This window comes from Acinetobacter sp. WCHA55 (assembly GCF_002165305.2).
Taxonomy (GTDB): domain Bacteria; phylum Pseudomonadota; class Gammaproteobacteria; order Pseudomonadales; family Moraxellaceae; genus Acinetobacter.
The window spans coordinates 2,390,757-2,413,585 of the sequence record NZ_CP032286.1; the positions used below are offsets into that span (position 1 = coordinate 2,390,757).

A 22,829-nucleotide genomic window follows, 5' to 3' on the forward strand; every position below is an offset into this window, starting at 1 on the left:
TAGTATGATTTATACCAGAGCAGGTGAAATTTCACATATTCTCATATTTGAAAATAGTCCAACCCCAAGTCACACACAAAGGTGTCCTTTGAAAGCATGGCTGACGAGTCTAAAACAGGCTACTTATAATACAACCTTCATGTATAACCTCCGCATGGTTATTACTTTTGCAGGGACGGCTTTTGTTCCATATTTTATGGGTTTTCAACTGGCAACTATTCCACTGACACTGGGTGCAGTTGCAGCGGGTTTAAGCGATATTGATGACCGTTTTTCTGTGCGGATCATGAATTTAATTTTTACCTATATTGGTTTTTTCATTACCGCAACATCGATTTACTTTTTATTTCCGCACCCAATTTTATTCGCACTGGGGCTGATCATTTCGTGTATTGGCCTGATTTTACTGGGCTCACTGGGACGTCGTTATGCCACCATTTCCTATGGTTGCTTAGTGGTTTCCGTTTACTCCATGCTCGGCGTCGGGCTTTTTGACAACTGGTATACACAACCTTCCCTACTGGTGATTGGAGCAATTTGGTATAGCCTTATTTCAACCATTAGCTTTCTGCTCTTTCCCGTTCGTCAGGTACAAGACAATCTATCGAAATGCTATTCATCACTCGCCGATTTTCTGTTTGCCAAATCCAACCTGTTTGATGTCGATATGACAGCAAACAGCTATCAACAAAGCATGATTGAACTGTCTTTGGAAAATGGCAAATTAATTGCGATTTTCAACGACATGAAAACAGCCCTACTCACCCGTTTAAAAGGTGACCGCGGACAACGAGATACACGACGCAGTCTGCAATATTATTTTGTAGCGCAAGATATTCACGAGCGTGCAGATTCAGCACATATTGACTATCAAAAACTGGCGAAAATTTTTCAACACAGCGATATTTTATTCCGCTTTCAACGGATTTTATCTATACAAGCCAAAGCCTGTAAAGACTTGAGCAGCAGCATTTTAAACCGTCAAACTTATACTCATAATAAACGCTTTAAACATGCGTTTGAGAACCTTCGTTTATCACTAGAAAAGCTCAGAGACGAACAACAATACGACCAAATTTGGGTCAATGCTCTGTTTTCGCTGTATCAAAATTTAAAATCAATTGATGCACAGCTACGTAACTTAGAAACTGAGCGCAATATTAAACTCGATAAAACCAAACATATCGAAAGCCAACTCAAAGATGATGACCTTAAAGGTTGGGATGACATTAAAGTTCGGATTAAACAAAATCTCACCCCTGAATCGGTGTTATTTCGACATGCGATTCGTTTATCTATCGTACTATTAGTCGGGTATATCTTTGTTCAAGTCACCAACATTGAATATGGATACTGGATTCTACTAACAGCACTCTTTGTCAGTCAGCCCAATTTCAATGCAACCAAACGTCGTTTACGTTTACGTATCGTAGGGACGTTGATTGGGATCATTTTAGGGTATGCCGTATTGTACTTTGTGCCTTCGATTGAAGGACAACTTCTCGTCTTAGTCATCAGTGGTGTACTTTTCTTTGAGCTTCGCAGTAAGCAATATGCACAAGCCACCGCTTTCATTACTATCTTGGCACTGATTAACTTCAACTTAGATGGCATGGGATATGCAGCAGCCCTTCCGCGCATGATGGATACCTTAATTGGCTGTGGTCTGGCGTGGTTAGGCGTAAGTTTTATTTTCCCTGACTGGAAGTTCCGTCGTCTCCCCCGCACAATTTACCGTTCGCTTTCCGCTCAATGTGATTATTTGGCTGAGGTGATTGAACAGTATAAGTCTGGACGTAACAATGGTCTGAATTATCGCGTGGTCCGCCGTGCTGCACACAATACGGATGCCGAAGTGGCTTCACTCATTTCAACTTTAGCCACCGAGCCCGACTTTGACCCAACGCAAAAAAGCTTGGCATTTGAATTCTTGTGTCTCAATCATACCTTTATTAGTTATATTGCAGCATTGGGGGCTCATCGTGAAAAAGTTGACGACCCACAAATTCTAGATTTAATGGATCGTGCTTTTGACAATATCCAAGGCGCATTACTACGAGATGAAATGCCAGATTTAACTGCGCAAAATATGCTACAGAACATTCGTCAGCGTTTAAGCCAAAATAATGAGGAAGATCAGAAGGCATTGATCATTTTACAACAGCTTTCCTTGATGTTTAGCATCTTGAATCAGTTCAGTCGTTTGAAGCAAAGTTTAAGCCACGAACGGGATCATGAGGCCACAGAACTGGCTTCATTATAATTTGGGTGATTTTGGAACAATATACTCACTGAAATGCTCTAAATGATGCTAAACTTTTTGCAGTTTTAAATCTGTTACTTTCACTATGACCGCGAAAAATTTATACGCTTATACTTTACAGCCTGTGACCTATGAAATCACTGAAGCTGAACAACGCGATGCTCAATTAAAAATTTGGCGTAGCACAAACAAAATTAGCATGAAAGCTTGGATCATCATGGCTGTCGTTACAGCTCTTTCGATTCTTGGCCTAATTTTACTCAAGAATTATTCAACCATCTTTTGTTGGGTCGCAATCGCCTGCGTCGTGGTTTACCTTTTAGTTCGTAAATTCGGTTTAGAGTGGTATGTGAAACGCAAAATGAATGAATTTCCAGTTCAGGAAATTAAAGGCATTCGTTTAGGCGTACAACCTCACGGTCTGATTATGCGCCAGCAAATGGGCATGCAAGAAGGTGTCGGTGCGATTGGTTGGAAAGATATCTACGAATGGTACAACACACCTGAGTTTTTGTTGATTAAATTCAAGGTGAAAGGCCAAGAAGGTGCTTACATTTTGCCAAAACGCATGGATAGCAAAAACTTCTCGTTTAATACGATTCGTAAACATTTAAAAGAAACAGTCGGTGAAGCGCAGCCACTTTAAGTTCTGCCTTTCTCCTCTGTAAAAAAAACCTCCAACTTTTGGAGGTTTTTTTATCTCCTAAACCCTCGAATATAAATGATAATGAGAATAAATATTAATTTCTAAATCCATATTATCTTCTCAATCTTCAGGTATAATTTGCACACAACAAATCGCTCACCATTAAGTATCGCCATGTTTAAAAAAACATTTTTCCAAGTGCATTGGTTTTTGGGAATCACTGCGGGTCTTATCCTGTCGCTTATGGGCGTCACAGGGGCCATCTATTCCTATGAACAACAAATCTTAAAATGGATGAACCCAGACAGCTATACCGTTCAAGCAACACAAAACAATAAATTAACCCCTGCTGATCTGTATCTACATTTCCAAAAACAAGATCCTAGCATCAAAATCAATAGTATTACGATTGCTCAGGAGCCAACCACTTCAAGTACAGTCAATATAGAGAAAGAAGGCGCACGTCGTGGTTATAACATGATGGTGAACCCGTATACTGCTGAAGTCTTACCCGAAGTTAAAGGCCGTGAGTTTTTTAACTTTATTCAACAGTTACACCGTAATTTAACTGTCGGTCCTGTCGGTAAACAAATTACGGGCGCTTGTACCCTCATGCTTATTTTCTTTGTATTGAGTGGCCTATACTTACGTTGGCCAAAGCGTCATTCCATCAAACAATGGTTTTTTATTAAACCTAAATTGAAAGGACGTAACTTCATTTGGGATTTGCATGCTGTTGTTGGTACTTGGGTGGTGATCTTTTATCTGATCTTGGCCTGTACAGGACTGTATTGGTCTTATGATTGGTGGCGCGATGGCATGTTCAAAGTGCTTGGTGTTGAACGCCCACAAGCACAAATGCAAGAAGGACCTCGTCCCAATGCTGATGTAGCTCAAGGCCCACGCGGCGAACAAACTGGTGCTCGTGGTGGAGAATCACATGAGCAAGGTCGTGGCGGTCCACAAGGTAAACATACTGCACGTGGCGAACGTGGCCAAGGCGAACAACATGGTGAGCGTAAAGGCTTATCTCCTGAACAAGTGCAAATTGCTTTAACCCAAACGTGGACAGGCTTTAATGCACAAGTTGGTCGTGACTATTCAACCCTGACCCTAAATATTCCGAAAAAGCCTGATGGTACACTTGAGCTTTCATTTGTAGATGCAATTCCACAGCATGAGCGGGCGCGAAACTCAGCGGTCTTCAACTATCAAACTTCAAAAATTGAAAAAATGGAGTTGTATGAGCAGAAGAAGCTGAATGAAAAAATCATGAGCAGTATGCTTCCTGTGCACCGTGGTAGCTTCTTTGGCCCAATTTATCAATTCTTTGCTATGTTTGCATCATTGATGATGCCACTGTTCTTTGTAACGGGTTGGATGCTATATCTAAAACGTCGTAAGCAGAAGAAACTGACCCAACAAGCCCGTGGTGGAGCGTTGAATGTTCCAGTTGATCCAAATGCGAAACCGTGGCTGATTGCCTATGCAACCCAAACGGGTGTTTCTGAGCAAATCGCTTGGCGTACTGCAACCAGCTTACAAGAAGCAAGACAGCCAGTAAGTGTAAAAGCGGTGCAACACTTAACACTTGATGACTTAAAAACGGTCGAACAAGTCCTTTTTATTGCAAGTACTTATGGCACAGGTGAAGCACCTGACTTAGCTAGTAGTTTTGAAAAGAAATTTTTAAATACAACTTTGGATTTGTCACACCTTCACTATGCCGTATTGGCTTTAGGCTCTCAAGAATACCCTGACTCCTATTGTAGTTTTGGGCATCGCATTGACCATTGGTTAAAAGCCAATGGAGCGCATACTTTATTTGCAACCATTGAAGTCAATAATGCAGACAACTGCGATATTCAGCGTTGGAATAGTGCTCTTGCCTCTGCAACAAAGCTTGAACTGCAAGCCATGAATATTGACAAAACCTTTGATCAATGGACATTGGCACACCGTGAAGTACTTAATCCAAACAGTGTCGGAGCACATGCCTATAATATTGAGCTCAAAACCAACTTCGATGCAACATGGCAAGCTGGTGACATTGCCGAAGTTCAGCCAGGTAACAGCACCGCACGTATCCAAGCCTTTATGCAAAAGCATCACATTGCAGCACAAACCATCGTTGAGTCTTTAGCCATTTCGATTGAGCAAGCACTTTGGGATAAGAACCTCAGCATAGAAGTTGAACCTTTTGCCAACTTGGAACATTTACTGGAACAATTGAGTCCTTTACCTACACGTGAATATTCGATTGCAAGTGTACCGACTCAACAAGTGCTACGTTTGGTCGTTCGCCAACAGCAAGATACAGAAGGTGAACTGGGCTTAGGTTCTGGTTGGTTAACCCAACATGCAGAGCTTCAGCAACCTATCGCACTACGTATTCGTACCAATGAATCATTCCACTTAATCAATGACAACCGTCCTATCATTTGTATTGGGAATGGCACAGGCATAGCAGGCTTAATGAGTCTACTCCATGCACGTACCCGTCTAGACTATACGCAAAACTGGTTGATCTTTGGTGAGCGTCAACGTGAACATGATTTCTTCTATCAAACTACAATTGAAGCATGGCAAACCACAGGTATGCTACAGCGCTTAGATTTGGCCTTCTCACGAGACCAAGCAGAGAAAGTTTATGTACATCATAAACTGCGTGAACAAGCCACAGAGCTTAAAGCATGGGTTGAGAATGGTGCCATCATTTATGTCTGCGGTAGCATTAATGGTATGGCGAGCGATGTTGATGCTGCCCTCATTGAAATCTTAGGCGAAGAAAAATTAGATCAACTCCGCCAAGAAGGTCGTTACCGTCGTGATGTTTATTAAACATTAAATCAAGATAAGAAAACCGAGCCACAGTGCTCGGTTTTTTTATATATAAATTTGCTAAAATCCATGCAAAGCCTAAACTCACAAGCCTACATGCAAAAATCAAAAAGAATCATTAGTTTTATCATCGGTTCATTACTTTTCGCAGATGGCTTGTATTTTATTTTACAACTACACTTTGATTTCGGCATCCTCCTGCCTTTATTTATTGGATTAGGTCTGCTGATTTATGCACTCACCGCCCCTAGGCTTAGGGCTTATATTCAAACCAATAAAATCCGACAATCAATATGGCGTTACACTTGGCTATTTTCTTGCTATGGATTTGTAGTTTAGCCATTTTCTTTCTCTTTTTAAAATTTTCAAATGAACAAAACGTACCCCATGTCAATGCACCCGCCGTTTTAGTTCTTGGCAGTGGGCTAAAGCACGGTAAACCAAGTCCAACCTTAGCCAGTCGCCTAGATCAGGCGGCTCATTACGTAAAACAATATCCAGAAACTATTCTTGTTGTAAGTGGTGGGCTATCTCCACAGCAGAACATCAGCGAAGCCAACGCAATGCGTCAATATTTGGTGGATCAACACCATATTCCAGCCCATCGCATCTACACCGAAGAACAAAGTACCAGTACAGAGTTAAACCTGTTCAATAGCAAAAAGATTTTAGCTCAACAACATATCTCTATTGAACAACCGATTGCGATTGTCACCAGCGATTTCCACATTCCACGTAGTCGTGCGATTGCAATTCGCCAAGGTTATCAATCACCCATCATGATCGGTGCTAAAACACCACTTGAAACTCGCTATAACGCAAGGTTACGGGAGTATTTTGCCTTTATTAGCGGTTGGCTACTCAACGAATACTAAAGCAAAACAACATATTAATGCAGACGAATATGTCGTGGTGAAGGTAATTGTAATTGCTTGAATAAATCAGGCTTTTGTATCGAAAACTGATACAGATAATTTTTAATATCTAATAGTAATTTTTCAGGAGCAACCAAAACATTCTGCCCTTCTGGTGTTAAATTCATCGACACTGTCGTATTTTCAACACGTAAAAAAGGAATCACTTTTTCAACCAAGTCCGTTAAACCAATACTCTGAATTTCATAACCGGCCCAATTATCTTTCACTAAAAGCTGTGCTAAGCCTTTACTCTGCCACACCGCAAATGAACGCTGTCCAGTTGGTGTAGCACAGAGTGCCCACCCATCATGATACAACGCCAAAACATGGCCCTGATGCACAATAGTTTCAATAAAAAGGCGATAAACTTGGAGAGGATCGTAAGCAGTATTTTGGTTTTTAGATGCAGCTTTGCGTTGATATGGATTTCTCATAAATCTGTCATGTTTTAAAATTATTATTGCACAGAAGTGTATGAAAACAGCTTGAGATAAGCAAGGTTTTTACGACTAGGGAATATGGTGGGCGCTGACGGGATCGAACCGCCGACATTCTGCTTGTAAGGCAGACGCTCTACCAACTGAGCTAAGCGCCCTTGAGAAGTAAAAATAGCATTGCTATTTTTATGATGCAAGAAAGAAATCTTGCTTGATTCCATTTACTAGCACAAGGGATCTAGGAAATGGCGCAGCGGACGGGGCTCGAACCCGCGACCCCCGGCGTGACAGGCCGGTATTCTAACCAACTGAACTACCGCTGCAACGGTAATTGCGAATGCAATTAGGGTCATTAAGCTTTACAGCTTGAATATGGTGGGCGCTGACGGGATCGAACCGCCGACATTCTGCTTGTAAGGCAGACGCTCTACCAACTGAGCTAAGCGCCCTGATTTAAGATTGTCAGTCTTAGTGTTCAAATTTAAGCTCAGGAACTTAAATTTATATTTAAATGGCGCAGCGGACGGGGCTCGAACCCGCGACCCCCGGCGTGACAGGCCGGTATTCTAACCAACTGAACTACCGCTGCGTCGTAAATATGGTGGGCGCTGACGGGATCGAACCGCCGACATTCTGCTTGTAAGGCAGACGCTCTACCAACTGAGCTAAGCGCCCTGATTAAGATTGTCAGTCTTAGATTTTAAACTTAAGCTCAGGAACTTAAATTTAATTGATTCTTTGAATGGCGCAGCGGACGGGGCTCGAACCCGCGACCCCCGGCGTGACAGGCCGGTATTCTAACCAACTGAACTACCGCTGCATCGCAAAAAATCTGGTGGGCGCTGACGGGATCGAACCGCCGACATTCTGCTTGTAAGGCAGACGCTCTACCAACTGAGCTAAGCGCCCTCATTAAGGATTTTGTATAAATGGCGCAGCGGACGGGGCTCGAACCCGCGACCCCCGGCGTGACAGGCCGGTATTCTAACCAACTGAACTACCGCTGCACTTACACAAAGTCACCAATGTGGTACAAACAATATTAAAAATCTTAAGTGGCGCAGCGGACGGGGCTCGAACCCGCGACCCCCGGCGTGACAGGCCGGTATTCTAACCAACTGAACTACCGCTGCACGTAAGATCTTTAACGTAAAGGCTTGGTGGGCGCTGACGGGATCGAACCGCCGACATTCTGCTTGTAAGGCAGACGCTCTACCAACTGAGCTAAGCGCCCTTAACGTCTTTATCGTTTGTGAGGTGCATTATAGAGAATCTTTACAGGCTGTCAAACGCTTTTCGGCTTGTTTTCACTTTTTTGCAATCGAGTGATTAAAAAATAGGTCAAATGGTATAAAAATAAGTATTTTCTGTATGTTATTTAACATATTTGCGAAAATTAAAATGATTATTCCCTAAATTTTTTTTCCTCAAAATACACAGTTTCTATGATTAATCCTCTTCTTCTATTGAATATTGATATTTTTAAATTACAGCGTTGAATACTCCATAAAATAAGCTTGCACATTTTTTAACAGCTCATTTTATATTTCAAGTTTATGTTCAGAAATATAAACCAGTGCATTGCAATCAATTAATTCAAATAACTCTATAACATCCGTATTACGCATACGAATACAGCCATGCGACATCGGCATCCCCATTGGTTCACTATCTGGTGTTCCATGAATATAGATATAACGTTGATAGGTATCGCAGCCTTCCCCGCGATTAAAGCCCTCTTCTAAACCGCTCAGCCATAAAATCCGAGACAAAATCCAGTCCCGCTCAGGAAACTGCTTGGCTAAATCGGTATTGTAAACCTCCCCTGTAGGCTTTCGAGCGATAAAAACGGCATTTTTAGGTTGCTCAGCACCATGCTTCTCAGCAACGAGATGCCACCCCCGCGGCGTTTTACCACTATTTTCAGTTTCGCCAATGCCATTTTTCCCCGACGAGATCAGATAAAATTTATTCTTTTTAGGCAGCATTAAAGTCTGTTCAGCCAAATCAATCAAGACGTCTGCATCAGCAATTACATAAGACATCAGTTGTCCTCTATTTGTTTTTTATCTATTACTGCATTTGGTTCTGGGCGGAACCATAACCATATTGCGACAAGCAACATGGTCGTATTGGTAAATAATTTCACTAAAAATGGAGCATTGGTGAGTAGCATGAGCAGACCACTGATCAACATCATGATACTGGCAAACCACTTCGCTTTACGTGGTACAGTGCCATTGGCACGCCATGCTCTTAACGTTGCGCCATATTTTGGATGGTTGAGTAACCAGGCATCCATTTGTGGCCAACCCTTAGATGCAGCCCAAGCTGCCAAGATCAGAAAAACAGTGGTTGGCATACCCGGCAACAGCGCACCGATGAAGCCTAGGATGACAAAGATCACCACTAAACAACGCCAAAACAACGTTTTCATACCACTTTCCTGAGCACCGAATTGCGGTAGTATAAAGTGTTTTTTAAGTTTATCCGTTGTCCTTCTGCATATTTAGCTTCTTTTTTAAGGCATTCACATGCATCTCATTTCACAGCATCAGTTATTCGAACCTTGGCTCCAATTCAAACATCCATTGGTTCGCCAGTTGGCTTTTGCTGTAGCTAGTCCAAATATTTTATCTGCACCACCTTCCGAACTCGCTATAGTTCATGCTTTTCTTTTTCATCCAAGTGAGCACTGGCAACAACACTTCCATACCTATTTATCTCGCCTTAAACAGCTCGATCAAGACCCGAAAGAACTTGAAGATTTTATGGCTCAACTGAAAAGTACCCGTTTGGGTCTGCGCTTTGAAATGTTCATCTGGTTTTGGTTACTAGATCATCACTATCATCCATATGAGTTATTGGGGCATAGTATTCAAATCATTGATGGTGCTCGGACTACAGGTGAGCTAGACTTTTTAATTAAAAATACCGAAACCAATCAAGTCGAGCATTGGGAAGTCGCGTTGAAATATTATTTAGGTGAAGCAGATCTAAGCTTAACCACATGGTATGGTTTGAATCGTACCGATACTTTAAATAGAAAATTAAAACACTTTACCCATAAACAGTTTCAATTCCAGCAAGCTTTAGACACAGACATTCAAGTTCGCTTTGCCGTTGTAAAAGGGCAACTCTTTCTCCCTCTAACAAATGGTTTCACAGCAGTTGATGCTTTAAACCCATACTCCCTCCCCAATTGGCTCAACCCAGACCGTCGACTAGGCACTTGGGGTAACGTCATTCCAAAGGCCGACTTGAATTACTATCGCCTACAACGCCAAGAGTGGATTTGCCCAAATGCTGAAGTCAGCAGCCAAATGGCACATTGGTGGACCAATGGACTGTACTTACAAAATCAAAACAATCAGTTTTATATGTACAGAAATCCAAATTTGATTTTAACTTGATTTTTCAGAAGTTACTTTATACAAAAATACATAACGCAACACACAGTTACTTATCTCCTGCAAAACCATGCTATTTTTTAAAGTGTTTATTTTTTAATCTCTAACTACATCAGAACAAAATCATTTGATGAATACACTAAAAATTTTGGAGACAGCGATGAAAAAAATTGTTTTAGGTTCACTGGTGATGCTTTTTGTTTTAACAGGCTGTAATACCGTGGCCGGTGTAGGGAAAGATGTGTCCAAAGTAGGCGATGTCGTGACCAACTCTGCTGATAAAACTGCTGATAAATTATAATCTGCTTGTAAGTCCCATAAACCTTATCTAAACGATAAGGTTTTTTTATTGTTAAGTTTCGCATTCCAGAGATTAATCGCCTATTATAGTGCCGACTGTTTTATTGACTTTGAAATGCGCATGACCTCTTCTGCTACTCTCGATTTAAGCCTCCAACTTTTACGTCAGCCATCGGTTACACCTGTGGACCACAACTGTCAAAATATTATGGCTGAACGCTTAAAAAAAATTGGTTTCAACATTGAGTCTATGCGCTTTGATGATGTTGATAATCTATGGGCGCGAAAAGGCACCGAAGCACCTGTATTCTGCTTTGCGGGTCATACCGACGTCGTTCCTACAGGTAATTTGGATGCTTGGAACTCAGACCCATTTGCCCCAGAAATTCGTGATGGCAAACTTTATGGTCGTGGTAGTGCAGACATGAAAACCGCCTTGGCCGCAATGGTGGTTGCTTCTGAGCGCTTTGTTGCAAAACACCCAAATCATAAAGGCTCAATTGCGTTCCTCATCACCTCAGATGAAGAAGGCCCATCGATCAATGGCACAGTCAAAGTGATCGAAACACTCGAAGCCCGTAATGAAAAAATGAAGTGGTGTTTGGTGGGTGAACCTTCAAGTACACATCAACTCGGTGATATTGTTAAAAATGGTCGTCGTGGTTCACTCAATGCAGTACTGACAGTGAAAGGAAAACAAGGTCACGTGGCTTATCCACATTTGGCCATTAACCCAATTCACATGGCATCTAAAGCCGTTGCTGAACTTTGTGATACGGTTTGGGATCAGGGCAACGAATACTTCCCTGCGACGTCTTTCCAAGTGTCAAATATTCAAGCTGGTACAGGGGCAACCAATGTCGTTCCAGGCACCATGACCGTAACTTTTAATTTCCGTTATTCAACTGAATTGACCGCTGAAGAATTAAAAGCACGTGTTTTAGAGATTTTGGATCGTCATGGTTTAGTCTACGACATTAAATGGACGCACTCAGGCTTACCATTCTTGACGCCAGTGGGTGAGTTGGTGAATGCTGCTAAAAATGCCATTCGTAATGTGACTGGTGTAGAAACTGAGCTTTCAACCTCAGGCGGAACATCTGATGGTCGCTTTATTGCTCCTACGGGTGCTCAAGTACTTGAACTTGGTGTACTCAATGCCAGCATCCATCAAATTGATGAGCATGTGAATGTCGCTGATCTTGAACCACTTGCTGAAATTTACGAACAAATTTTAGAAGGCCTTTTGGCATAAGTATTCAAAATCACATAAAAAAGGAACTCAATTGAGTTCCTTTTTTATTACATTCAAACTTAAGTAGAAAGACCTAAACTGGCCTGAATTTTATTTAAATTCGGTACGTGGTAAGTCTCATCACCCATACGCACCAATTGGAAAATAGTGGGATCATTCGCAGGGCTTTCATCATCAACAATTTCAGAAATACGTAAACGAATTGACTTCGGCATTTCATTACACATCAAAGCAAAGCGCTGAGAAGCATCGTCCCCTTCAATCACCAGTGCCACCCCTTCCATTTGGTCTGGACGGTTGATGGCATAAACAGGCAGATGAAGATCATGCCATTCTACCGTTTTCACCTGTGTATCACTGTCGAGCGCAGACAGAACAATATTTTGAGGCAAGAGCATGGCATTTTTACCATGGCATTCAATGATATAAGCATCAATAAAACCTGTTGATACTGTAATCAGATATTGCAATTCTTGCTGACTGATTTGCTCATTCATACTCTTTGAAACATTTGCATTCATTTATTTACCCCTGCTTTTCAGCCAATAACTGCTGAATGTTGGCAAGTAATTCTGCCTCTTGGAATGGTTTGCCCATATAGTGTGTCACACCCAAGCTGAAAGCACGTTCACGGTGTTTTTCACCCGTACGCGATGTAATCATAATAATCGGCAGATTCTGGTGAATTTCGTGGTGACGAACCAAGTTCGTTACTTCAAAACCATCCATACGTGGCATTTCAATATCCAGCAACATCAAGTCTGGTTTAACGCTCTCAAGCTGCTCCATCGCATCGACACCGTCTTTAGCAGTCACAATATCAAAGCCTTGACGCTCTAATAAGCGCGATGTGACCTTACGTACCGTAACCGAGTCATCCACAATCATCACTAAACGACGCGTATCCTGATGACGACCAAAGTCACGGTGATCGGCTGCATGCGTCACACGCTTGGTACTTAAAATCTGACGTGCAATGTTCTGACCATCTAAAATCAAGCACACATGACCATCACCCAAGATCGTTGCGCCCGCAATTGCACCAATACTGGCAAACTGTTGCCCAACTGGCTTCACTACAATTTGCGCACGAGAACCAATAAGCTGATCGACTAATAACGCAATGGTTTGTCCGCTATTGCCTTTAATCAACAACACTGGCAATGAATGTCCAATATTACTCAAACGTGGAATCGGCTGATTAGATAAAAACTCAGATAGATAGCGTAGTTTATAACTTACACCATCAATTTTGAATTGGTCATCTTTACTGTGGAAATACTGATCCAATGCTGTTGGAGCAATACGCACAATACGATCAATCTGTGCCAATGGAATTGCATATTGTTGATCGCCTGCTTTTACCATCAAGGCATCACTCACCGCTACCGTAGTCGGTACACGAATAATGAATGTCGTGCCGAGTCCAATTTCCGATTCAACCGTGACATGTCCACCCAGTGCTTTAATTTCACTTTGCACCACATCAAGACCGACACCACGTCCAGAAATTTGCGTCACTTCTTTGGCTGTACTGAAACCTGGATGGAAAATAAACTGTAAGATTTCCTGTTTATCCAGCACTTGATCGACTTTAATTAAACCTAAGTTTAGCGCTTTCGCTTTAATTGCGCTTTCATCAATACCCTTACCATCATCTTTAAAGCTGACAATCACATCTGTACCTTGACGGCTAATGTTCAGCTCAATTTGGCCTGCCGCTGATTTTTTCGCAACGCTACGTTGTTCCGCATCTTCAATACCGTGGTCGATTGCATTACGTAGCATATGCTCAAACGGTGTAACCAAACGTTCAAGAATCGTACGGTCCAACTCACCTTCAGTATTGTGGACGACCAGTTCCGTTGGACGATTCAAGGTTGATGCGGTCTGACGTACAATACGCTGTAAACGAGGTAACATACGTGAGAACGGCACCAAACGTGTCCGCATTAAGCTTTCTTGAATTTCCGCTTGAATACGGGATTGTTGTAATAACAAGCCTTCCGCATCACGAATCTTCTCTGCCAAAGTGCTCTTGAAGTCAACCAAATCCGAAGCTGATTCGGCTAAGGATTTAGACAATTGATTCAGCGATGAATATTGGTCCATTTCCAAGGGGTCAAAGTCTGCGTAGCGCGAGTTTTCAGAACCATGCTTCGCAATAATTTGACTCTCAAGCTCGCCTTCCATTCGACGTAACTGATCCGCCAAACGCTTAATTGCAAGCTCCATCTCGTTCAACGTATTGCCGAGCTGACCTAAGTCCATCTCGATACGCGAACGGTTAATCGCATTTTCACCTGACAGGTCGATCATTTTCTCAACCAAATCAGCTGAGATACGGATCATCTCATTACCACCATCCAAGTGAGTCGTTTCTTTCCACTCACCCAGCATTGCTGGCGGCTCAGTACCATCACCCTGTACAAACTCAAAACTTGGTACCGCATTGAGTAAATCAATTTGTGTTACACGCGTTGGTAATTGTGCAATCACATCCACATAGTCAATAGATGCTAAGCTGTTTTTTAGACCATCATAATTACTAAAATCACGTTTGAAGATAGCTTGTTTTAACCATTCAAATGCGGTTTGCAATAAAGGGTCATACATGTTTGAACTGAAATTATGTACAGCAAATTGCTCAAATGTAGTTTCTAGCTCATAAGCAATCGCACCAACAGGTTCATTCTCCGCCATGCGCGCGCCGCCTTTTAAGCTATGCGCAGCACGTTGCAATTGCAGTAACACACTACGGTCACTACGTTGTTCAGTCCACTGTTTCAGTAAGCCATCCGTAGTTGCTAAAATCTCTTCAGCTTCTTCCAAAAAGGTTTCTTCAACGATTGATAAAAGACTAACTGCTTCTTCAACAGCGCTGACTGCTTCGTTTTGTGCAAGTGACGGAGTATCCAGCTGTTCAACTACACTCGACGCTTCAATTGCAGTTACTGACTCAACAACAGCTGTTTCTGCTTCTGCTTCTGTTTCTGTTTCTGTTTCTGTTTCTGTTTCTGTTTCTATTCTATCTACATTAGATAAAGGTTCTTCAACTGAAGCCTGAGCCTCTTCAATTGCGGCAACAAACGTCTCAGCCAATGGCTCAGATGCAGAAATTGTAACAACCGTACCCTCTACTAGGCTCTGAATGTTATGCAGTACATTGATGGTCGATGTTGCTGGATAATCAACCTTCTCCGTACGAATGACCTGAATTCGGTCTGCGACGTCATCCTGTACTAAGCGTAAGATGCTGATCAACTGTGGCGTTGTGGCTATTTGCTGACGAATCACACGCTCATAAATAGACTCTAATTCGTGTGCAATCGAACCAATAAAAGGTGCAGAAATCATATTTGCACCACCTTTTAAGGTGTGCAAATAACGCATTAAATTATTGAGTGCTGCTGGATCATTGCCATTTTGAGACCAAGTATTAAGATCCTGATCCATCCCCATTAATAATTCTTCGGCTTCTTCTAAGAAGATATCAAGCAAATCATCATCAAAATCGGTGTTGGCCGTATTCGATTGCTTGTGCTGATGATCCGATGCAATTTGCTGCGAAATCAGTGCAAGATCAAGGCTTGGTTGTGAAGTACTTCCAGAAACAATAGCCTCAGCGACAGGTTCAATTACCATTGCCGAAGTCGATTCAACATCTTGCTGTACGAAAGCAATTAATTCATTGAGAGCTTTATGCACTTCTTCAGTCAGAATGACGCGCTGACCAGCAGCTAAAGTATCAAATAAATGGATAAATTCTTGATGTGCCTGACCAAATAACTCGTATGCATAATCTACATTGAGTAATTCCGGCTTTTCCAATAAGGCCTGATAACCAGCATACAGCTCAGAAGTAAAGTCATGAATTCCTTGAGCAGCACGGTTATTGGTGAATTCCAGTAATTGTTTTGCTTGTTCACCTAAGTGCTGAATATAGTCTGGATATTCAACTTTAGCCCGCTGATCAAACTCAAACTCAGCATCAAGCAACAGATCAATATTTAACTCAATCAGCTTAGAAACCATACCTTGTGGGTTTAGCTCATTATCTACGTCTTCAATACTGAAACCATAATTATCCCAAGCCGTAGTGAACGTGGCGTAAACCACGTCAAGCTGTTCGTTCGTACCTCGCCCAAGCACGTGTAAATAGTCACGTACAAATTCAGCATATTGGGTGAGTAAAGAGATTTCCTTCGAGGTAGAAACGATCTCTTCTTGAACCAAGGTTTTAAATAGATTTTCGACTTTTGAGCTGGCATTAAAAACATGCTCAATTTGCGCCATAGACGAACTACCGCGCAGTGTATGTAAAGCACGGATTAAGCCATTGTAATCTTGTACTTTGGTTTCATCTGCATTTAGGAACTGATCAATAGTCGCTAAATGATCTTCCGCCTCTTCAATAAAGATCGCTAAAGTTTCTTCTAGAACATCATGCACTTGATCATCCTGTTCAGGAGCATCTGCAACTTGTGGCTCAGAATCAACAACCTCGATATCACTCAGCTCTAATCCTGTCACATCATTATCACTATTTAGATGATTAGACAGTTGTAGCAAATCTTCTAGTGCAGGTTCTAAACTTTGATTTTGTTGTAATTGTTGTCCAATTAACACCAGTGGACGAAGGTCAAGATCAATTTCCTGTACCGCTTTGAATATCGGATACAGTTTAAATTGAAACAGTTTGAATACTGTTTTAGCAAATTTTTGGACCGTTGCTGTAAGCGGTACAGCCCCTGAAATCACACGATTTAAAGTGTCTTCAACTGCCCACGCTGTTTCACCTGCTGACTTTGCCCCCACCATACGACCAGAACCTTTTAAGGTATGGAAGTGACGACGTATGCTCAACAATGTTTCTTGATGTGTCGGTTCAGCGTACCACTTTTCAAATAATGGATCTAACTCAACGAAGATTTCTTCAATTTCTTCAACAAAAATTTCAAGAATTTCTGCATCTTGATCTAGATAACTATCTTCCGGAAGCGTTGTCGTTTCAACTAAATGTTTTAATATTTCTTTCATAGCTAAGGCTTCTTGCGTTGTCAGCTACCCAAAAAAGGTGCATAAACTTCATTATAACCATCATCCCAAACCAGTCTTTTTACTCAAGCTAATTGAGTTGATGTATATCCTGATTTGGTATGCCACTCAAGTCATGAGCAGCATACCTCCCCCAAAGCATGCGCTTAATCAGGCAGTTTAAAGTCTGTTACAGACTCACGTAACGCTTCCGCCATGTTCGCAAGTTCTGAGACCGAACGTGCTGTATCGAAAGTCGCCGTGGTGGTTTGTGAGGTAATTTCTTGTACGACGTTCATCGTAGTTGCAATATGACCCGCAGATGCTGACTGTAGCTTTGCTGCATCCGAAATATTTGCAATCAATTTTGCCAAATTACCCGATACGTTTTGAATCTCATCCAGTGCAACACCCGCATCCTTAGATAAGTTCGCACCACGTACAACCTCAGACGTGGTTTGTTCCATCGAAATTACTGCTTCGTTGGTATCGGTCTGAATGGTTTTTACCAGTGTTTCAATCTGTTTAGTTGCTGAAGCTGAACGTTCTGCAAGACGCTGTACTTCATCCGCAACCACGGCGAAACCACGACCTGCTTCACCTGCCATCGATGCTTGGATCGCTGCGTTTAAAGCCAAGATGTTGGTTTGGTCAGCAATATCGTTAATCAAGGCAACGATGTTACCAATCTCTTGTGAAGATTCACCCAAACGTTTAATACGTTTAGACGTTTCTTGAATCTGCTCACGAATGATATCCATACCTTCAATTGAACGGTTTACAACGTTCGCACCATTTGCAGCAATTTTTACTGAACGTTCTGCTACCACTGCAGATTCTTCAGCGTTTGAAGATACTTGGTCAATCGACATTGCCATTTCGTTAATCGCGGCAGATGCACCCGCAATTTCTTGCGCTTGGTGTTCAGATGCTTCGGCTAACTGGTTGGTAATCCCCTGCGTACTTGCCGTATATTGTGCAACCTCTTGAGAAGTTTCGGTAATACGAGAAACAAGGTCACGTAATTGGTCAATTGCGAAGTTAATCGAGTCGGCAATTGCACCCGTGAAGTCTTCAGATACTGTTGCATATGAACGTAAGTCACCATCTGCAAGATCAGCAATCTCATCCAGTAAACGTAAAATCGCGTTTTGGTTACGGTCATATTCATCTTGTAGACGAGATACACGTTTTTTATCTGATTCGCCACGAAGTACGAGTAATTTAAATACGCAGAATAAGAAAGCAATCAGGGCTAGAATTAAACCTAAGGCAGGAATTGCAATTGCTAAACCTGTACCACCTGACAATTTGTTCAAATTGCTTAACAAAGCATCCGACTGTTCAAAAATCGATGATGACGCTTGGCGTACTTTAACGATTTGTGATGAGTTCTTTAAAACCGTTGCTGCTGCCGACTTCAGTACATCATCATATTCTGATTGAATACTGGTCAAAGAATCACGCATTTCAGGATCATTAATACGCTCTACACCTAAGTCCGCACTACCATTTAACTGAGCGTTTAGGTATGACGCGAAGGTTTCTGTATCTGAGCTAAAGTCATCCGCAGATTCACGTGAGTTTGCTGAACCCGTCAAGACAGAACCAATTGAACGTAAAATACGTTCCGCAATGAATACTTGGTTTTTTGCAATCACGACTTGGTTGGCTGGCACATTTTGACGTGCCATTTGGTCAACCATTAAGTTATATTCGGCCTGAATCCCCGGAATACTTTCACTAATCGCGATGTTGGTATCGTAGAGTTGGTTAATGATTTTTTGTTGCGATGCAATTAAATCAATATTTTCAGAAACCTTTTTCCACTGTGTATCGACTTCACGCAATGCATCTGTGCTTGGGTGAATATCTTTTACTGTTTCTAAATTTTCAGCAAAAGACTTTTGTGATTCTGTCAGTTTTTTAATGGCCTCAGGTGTACCTGATGCTGTTGCTTCAGTTGCCTGACGCGAAATCGTTTGCGATAAAAGACGTAAATCACCCAAGCTACGGGTGAATTCGTTATTTCGAGGTACGCTATAGAATAGGTACAACAGTAAGAAAATTGCCAGTACGATACAAAATGCCGCACCCAAAATTAATGGCTTGGACTTTTCACTATCACCAAATACACGTGAAAACTGTTCCGTCTGTGATTGAAGTTTTGCTACTAAAGCATTTCCACCTGAGCGGTTACTGCTTCCATCCGTATTTTTCTTTTTAAGTTTAAAGCCCATGCAGCTTCTCCCCGATTTACGCCCTTATAATTTCGCGCGCGACAATGATATTAATTTATAAATTTTATAGATGCGTTCATATACTTTGGATTGTCTAATAAGCGACTGAATAAGAAAACATGCCATTGTTGGTTGTGTTGGTGAAAATACCCTTGGCAATATTCTTTTAAATTCCGATCTAAATCTTCGTGTTTAGAAAAGAAACTTTTCTTATTAAAGTGCTGAATCCCCAGAACCTGATCGACAACTAAACCGACATAGTGGTCATTGTGACTAATACAGAGTACTTTTTGAGTCGGTGAATATGCACTACGATGCCCTGATACATAGTGCGCTAAATCGGCAACAGAAAGTAAACGTCCTCGAATATTGGCCAAACCCACAACCCAAGGTTGAGTATTTGGCACTAAGGTATATTTCGGAGGATAAATCACCTCTGCAACTTCACCTAATGGCGCAACGAAATATTGCCCCATCATCTCAAAAGCAATGCCCGACCAGCGGTTTACCTCATTTTCGTTTGAAACGTAGTTTTTATTACCACGTTTAGCAAGTCGAAGTAATTCGATAAATCCATTTGCTGCCATAGAGCTTATCCTGCGTTCAGGTGTTGCTTAATTACATCAATCAGTTGGTTTTCATCAACAGGCTTAGTTAAATAATCACACGCACCTTGACGCTTGCCCCATACACGATCTGTAGCCTGATCTTTAGTACTGACGATCACTACAGGAATGTGTTTTGTTGTTGCGCCACGCGCAATTTGACGGGTTGCTTGAAACCCATTAACGCCTGGCATCACCACATCCATCAACACTAGATCTGGAAGTTCAGCTTGAGCCATGGTTACACCATCGGCACCATTCGACGCTTCAATCACTTCAAAACCGTGTTTCCCCAAAATTTCTTTAAAGCGGAAGGTCTCTGTAGGTGAGTCATCCACAATTAAAATACGCGCCATAATTTTCCCCAATTACACTTATATTATTTATGCTGAAACGTGATTACGAATCGCATTTAATAATTCATCTTTACTAAACGGCTTTGTTAAATATTCATCTGAACCAACAACACGCCCTTTGGCTTGGTCAAATAGACCATCTTTGCTAGAGAGCATCACGACAGGAATATTTTGATAATTTTGTGAGTTTTTGATTAATGCACACGTTTGATAGCCATCTAGACGCGGCATCATAATGTCGACAAATACGATATCAGGATTTGCTTGAGCAATTTTTGACAATGCGTCAAAACCATCGACAGCAGTCACAACTTCACAACCTTCACGTTGTAATAATGTTTCAGCTGTACGACGAATGGTTTTTGAATCATCAATGACCATTACTTTTAGATTCTGGAATTTATCGTCCATTTAATATGACCCTTCCCATTTTTAGAATGTTTGTAGAAACAGATTCGTAGACGCTTTACAAGTTACGTACACTTTTAACATATATTTACTTATATTTTCAACGAACAGTTTCCGCATAAAACCACACTTCATCTTCTTTTTAAGAACGGCTTCACACTTTCCTATACCCGTCGATTTTTTTTTGACTGATTATATTTTTTATTCCTAAATTTAGGACTAATATAGCACTATTTATTGCTTGTAAATAAGTAATTTAGTCAACTTTAAACTGGGGGTATCGATGCTTAGGGAGTTTAATCACAAACTTGCTTTGATCGTAAAAAAAAGGATGACTGCGAAAGTCATTTTGCTGGTTTTGCTAAGTTTGCAGACCTTCTCGATTATGGCCGAGCCACCTAAAGCGGTCTGGTATCGATATTACGACAGTAAAGGCATCGCAAACGTCAGTAGCAATGTCACCCCAAACCATATTCGCTATGGTTATGAAGCACTCGATAGCAACATGCAAGTGATTCAACGAGCACGTCCATACAACGCAGAAAAAGATGCGCAATATGCTCCACAACGGGCAGCAGCAGCCAAGCAACGCGAATCGGATCTTAAATTAAAACGCGCTTATACCAACAGCCAAGTCGCTACTCAAAAACGCAATACTTCCCTTTCTTATATCTTAAAACAGATTAAGTTTCAGCAAGATGAATTAAAACAATTACAGAATGACCGTATTGGATTCTTACGCCAAGAAAAAGAGAACATGCGTAAAGGTAAAAGCAATCCGAAACCGCTGCAAGATATGATTGATTATAATTCAAAAAATATTGTCATGAAAAAAGAGCAAATACAATCGTTACAAAGTCACTATCGTAATACCAGAGCTGAATACGACAGAATTATTGCTCGTTTAAAAACACTTGAATAATCTGCGTCTTATTTACAGTGTGCTGACTTTCGCCGCTAGACCAAAGGATTTGACTCAATGCAGGCTGCACCACGTATAAACCCCAAATTAAGCCGCCAAGTGCTCTCTATTTTAAAACTCAGCCCGCTGTGTTTGTGCTTACTCCTCTCTGCCTGCCAAAAACAAGACGATGTCACACCCTCTACTCCATCTAGAGCTAAAATTGAACTGATAGCACAAGACTTGGTCCAGTTCCAAGAAGGTCCTTCTGTTCAACGTACAGCTTTTACTGGCACTATTCGAGCCGTCTATCAGAGTTCCATTCAGGCTCAAGTGACAGCGACAGCAACCGCCGTCTCCGTTCAAGTTGGACAAGCCGTTCAAAAAGGCCAAGTGCTTGTTCGATTGAATAATCAAGATAATGCTGCACGTCTTGCCCAAGCTCAAGCCAATTTTGCTTCAACCCAAGCCCAAGCCAATCTTGCAAAAAGCATGGTTCAAAGAAAAAAACGTTTACTCAATCAGGGCTTTATTTCCAAAGTGGAATATGAACAAAGCCTTGTGGACTATCAAGCTCAATTAGAAAATGTTCGTGCCCAACAAGCCAATGTCGACATTGCCGAAAAAGCGGATCGCGATGGCACTATTCTAAGCCCAATTTCAGGAGTTATTACTCAACGTCAGGTTGAACCGGGGCAAACCGTAACCGCAGGACAAACCCTATTTGAAATCATTAACCCGAATCATTTAGAAATACAGGCCAAAATTCCAAGTGATCTACAAGCCACTTTAAGCTTGGGAGAAAAAATAGAATATCGTCTGCAAGGCAATCCTCAAAAACGGACAGCCAAGATTACTCGTATTTCTCCGGTTGCTGACCCTGCGAGCCGTCAAATCGAGTTCTTTGCTCAGCCAATTGAAACTATTAATTCATTAAGTATTGGGACTTTTGTAGAGGGTGATATACTTGGTTCACAATCCATTACAGGACAAATTATTCCGCTGGATACCATTCAAGATATACAAAATACACCATATGTATGGGTGATTCGTCAAAATAAAATTGAACGTAGCCCTATAGAAGTCTTGGAACAACGCTATAGCAATAACAGCGCCGTAGTACAGGGACTACAAACAGGCGACCAGATTAGTCGTATCAAGTTTAATGAAAAAGATTTGCATCAACTGGTGACAATCAATCCATAAAATAAGA

At 41.5% G+C, this 22,829-nt stretch carries 18 protein-coding genes and 10 tRNA genes; 9 read left to right on the forward strand and 19 right to left on the reverse strand.

The annotated features are described in order from the left end of the window. Positions 1-88: 88 nt before the first annotated feature. The 4 genes from yccS to CDG62_RS14385 all read left to right on the forward strand — a co-directional run bounded on the left by yccS (position 89) and on the right by CDG62_RS14385 (position 6,625). Positions 89-2,263, forward strand: coding sequence for a YccS family putative transporter (gene yccS, locus CDG62_RS14370; protein ID WP_087528522.1), 2,175 nt, complete (start codon positions 89-91; stop codon positions 2,261-2,263). Between the two features lie 85 nt (positions 2,264-2,348). After that, complete coding sequence (locus CDG62_RS14375; protein WP_004981126.1) at positions 2,349-2,909, forward strand: YcxB family protein; 561 nt, start codon at positions 2,349-2,351, stop codon at positions 2,907-2,909. Between the two features lie 174 nt (positions 2,910-3,083). Continuing rightward, entirely contained in the window at positions 3,084-5,750 is a 2,667-nt protein-coding gene (locus CDG62_RS14380; RefSeq protein WP_087528521.1) for a PepSY domain-containing protein, read from the forward strand. Between the two features lie 305 nt (positions 5,751-6,055). Further along, on the forward strand, positions 6,056-6,625 hold the full coding sequence (locus CDG62_RS14385; protein ID WP_228254399.1) for a YdcF family protein: 570 nt from the start codon (positions 6,056-6,058) through the stop codon (positions 6,623-6,625). 14 nt (positions 6,626-6,639) lie between these two features. Here the strand turns inward: CDG62_RS14385 and CDG62_RS14390 are convergent, their stop codons facing one another. The 13 genes from CDG62_RS14390 to CDG62_RS14450 all read right to left on the reverse strand — a co-directional run bounded on the left by CDG62_RS14390 (position 6,640) and on the right by CDG62_RS14450 (position 9,541). Further along, positions 6,640-7,101: a DUF2750 domain-containing protein gene (locus CDG62_RS14390; RefSeq protein WP_087528520.1), complete on the reverse strand. Its 462-nt coding sequence runs from the start codon at positions 7,099-7,101 to the stop codon at positions 6,640-6,642. A gap of 85 nt (positions 7,102-7,186) precedes the next feature. Continuing rightward, positions 7,187-7,262: transfer RNA gene (locus tag CDG62_RS14395), tRNA-Val, on the reverse strand. An 88-nt stretch (positions 7,263-7,350) separates the two neighbouring features. Further along, positions 7,351-7,427 (reverse strand) — tRNA-Asp (locus CDG62_RS14400). Between the two features lie 50 nt (positions 7,428-7,477). Beyond that, positions 7,478-7,553: transfer RNA gene (locus tag CDG62_RS14405), tRNA-Val, on the reverse strand. A gap of 63 nt (positions 7,554-7,616) precedes the next feature. Continuing rightward, positions 7,617-7,693 (reverse strand) — tRNA-Asp (locus CDG62_RS14410). Between the two features lie 10 nt (positions 7,694-7,703). After that, positions 7,704-7,779 (reverse strand) — tRNA-Val (locus CDG62_RS14415). A 68-nt stretch (positions 7,780-7,847) separates the two neighbouring features. Then, positions 7,848-7,924, reverse strand: a tRNA-Asp gene (locus CDG62_RS14420). Between the two features lie 13 nt (positions 7,925-7,937). Next, positions 7,938-8,013 (reverse strand) — tRNA-Val (locus CDG62_RS14425). A 21-nt stretch (positions 8,014-8,034) separates the two neighbouring features. Next, positions 8,035-8,111: transfer RNA gene (locus CDG62_RS14430), tRNA-Asp, on the reverse strand. A gap of 49 nt (positions 8,112-8,160) precedes the next feature. After that, positions 8,161-8,237: transfer RNA gene (locus CDG62_RS14435), tRNA-Asp, on the reverse strand. 25 nt (positions 8,238-8,262) lie between these two features. Further along, positions 8,263-8,338, reverse strand: a tRNA-Val gene (locus tag CDG62_RS14440). 307 nt (positions 8,339-8,645) lie between these two features. Continuing rightward, positions 8,646-9,149 carry a cell wall-recycling L,D-carboxypeptidase ElsL gene (elsL, locus tag CDG62_RS14445; RefSeq protein WP_087528519.1) on the reverse strand — a complete coding sequence of 168 codons (504 nt, stop codon included), beginning with the start codon at positions 9,147-9,149 and terminating at the stop codon, positions 8,646-8,648. Further along, entirely contained in the window at positions 9,149-9,541 is a 393-nt protein-coding gene (locus CDG62_RS14450; protein ID WP_087528517.1) for a YbaN family protein, read from the reverse strand. Before CDG62_RS14450 ends, elsL begins: the two co-directional genes overlap by 1 nt. Before the next feature lie 97 nt (positions 9,542-9,638). On the opposite strand from CDG62_RS14450, the gene CDG62_RS14455 reads away from it, so the two are divergent. From CDG62_RS14455 to dapE, 3 genes are all read left to right on the forward strand, one after another. Next, the gene (locus tag CDG62_RS14455; RefSeq protein WP_087528516.1) at positions 9,639-10,517 is read left to right on the forward strand and encodes a DUF1853 family protein; all 879 of its coding nucleotides are present in this window, start codon (positions 9,639-9,641) and stop codon (positions 10,515-10,517) included. 157 nt (positions 10,518-10,674) lie between these two features. Next, complete coding sequence (locus tag CDG62_RS14460) at positions 10,675-10,815, forward strand: entericidin A/B family lipoprotein (RefSeq protein ID WP_087010462.1); 141 nt, start codon at positions 10,675-10,677, stop codon at positions 10,813-10,815. A gap of 120 nt (positions 10,816-10,935) precedes the next feature. Then, entirely contained in the window at positions 10,936-12,069 is a 1,134-nt protein-coding gene (dapE, locus tag CDG62_RS14465; protein WP_026056444.1) for a succinyl-diaminopimelate desuccinylase, read from the forward strand. Positions 12,070-12,128: 59 nt separating this feature from the next. On the opposite strand, the gene CDG62_RS14470 is transcribed toward dapE, so the two are convergent. The 6 genes from CDG62_RS14470 to pilG all read right to left on the reverse strand — a co-directional run bounded on the left by CDG62_RS14470 (position 12,129) and on the right by pilG (position 20,718). Further along, positions 12,129-12,590, reverse strand: a complete 462-nt coding sequence (locus tag CDG62_RS14470) for a hypothetical protein (RefSeq protein ID WP_087528515.1) — start codon at positions 12,588-12,590, stop codon at positions 12,129-12,131. Positions 12,591-12,594: 4 nt separating this feature from the next. Next, positions 12,595-17,109, reverse strand: a complete 4,515-nt coding sequence (locus tag CDG62_RS14475) for an Hpt domain-containing protein (RefSeq protein ID WP_087528514.1) — start codon at positions 17,107-17,109, stop codon at positions 12,595-12,597. A gap of 164 nt (positions 17,110-17,273) precedes the next feature. Beyond that, entirely contained in the window at positions 17,274-19,346 is a 2,073-nt protein-coding gene (locus CDG62_RS14480) for a methyl-accepting chemotaxis protein (protein WP_087528512.1), read from the reverse strand. 50 nt (positions 19,347-19,396) lie between these two features. Further along, positions 19,397-19,933 (reverse strand): chemotaxis protein CheW, encoded by a 537-nt coding sequence (locus CDG62_RS14485; protein ID WP_004694490.1) that lies wholly within the window; start codon positions 19,931-19,933, stop codon positions 19,397-19,399. A gap of 5 nt (positions 19,934-19,938) precedes the next feature. Continuing rightward, the gene (locus CDG62_RS14490) at positions 19,939-20,307 is read right to left on the reverse strand and encodes a response regulator (RefSeq protein ID WP_004694491.1); all 369 of its coding nucleotides are present in this window, start codon (positions 20,305-20,307) and stop codon (positions 19,939-19,941) included. A 27-nt stretch (positions 20,308-20,334) separates the two neighbouring features. Beyond that, positions 20,335-20,718: a twitching motility response regulator PilG gene (pilG, locus tag CDG62_RS14495; RefSeq protein ID WP_004694493.1), complete on the reverse strand. Its 384-nt coding sequence runs from the start codon at positions 20,716-20,718 to the stop codon at positions 20,335-20,337. Positions 20,719-20,998: 280 nt separating this feature from the next. Between pilG and CDG62_RS14500 the strand changes: the two genes are divergently transcribed. Beyond that, the gene (locus tag CDG62_RS14500; protein ID WP_087528511.1) at positions 20,999-21,637 is read left to right on the forward strand and encodes a hypothetical protein; all 639 of its coding nucleotides are present in this window, start codon (positions 20,999-21,001) and stop codon (positions 21,635-21,637) included. Between the two features lie 57 nt (positions 21,638-21,694). Next, positions 21,695-22,822: an efflux RND transporter periplasmic adaptor subunit gene (locus tag CDG62_RS14505; RefSeq protein WP_087528510.1), complete on the forward strand. Its 1,128-nt coding sequence runs from the start codon at positions 21,695-21,697 to the stop codon at positions 22,820-22,822. Positions 22,823-22,829 lie beyond the last annotated feature (7 nt).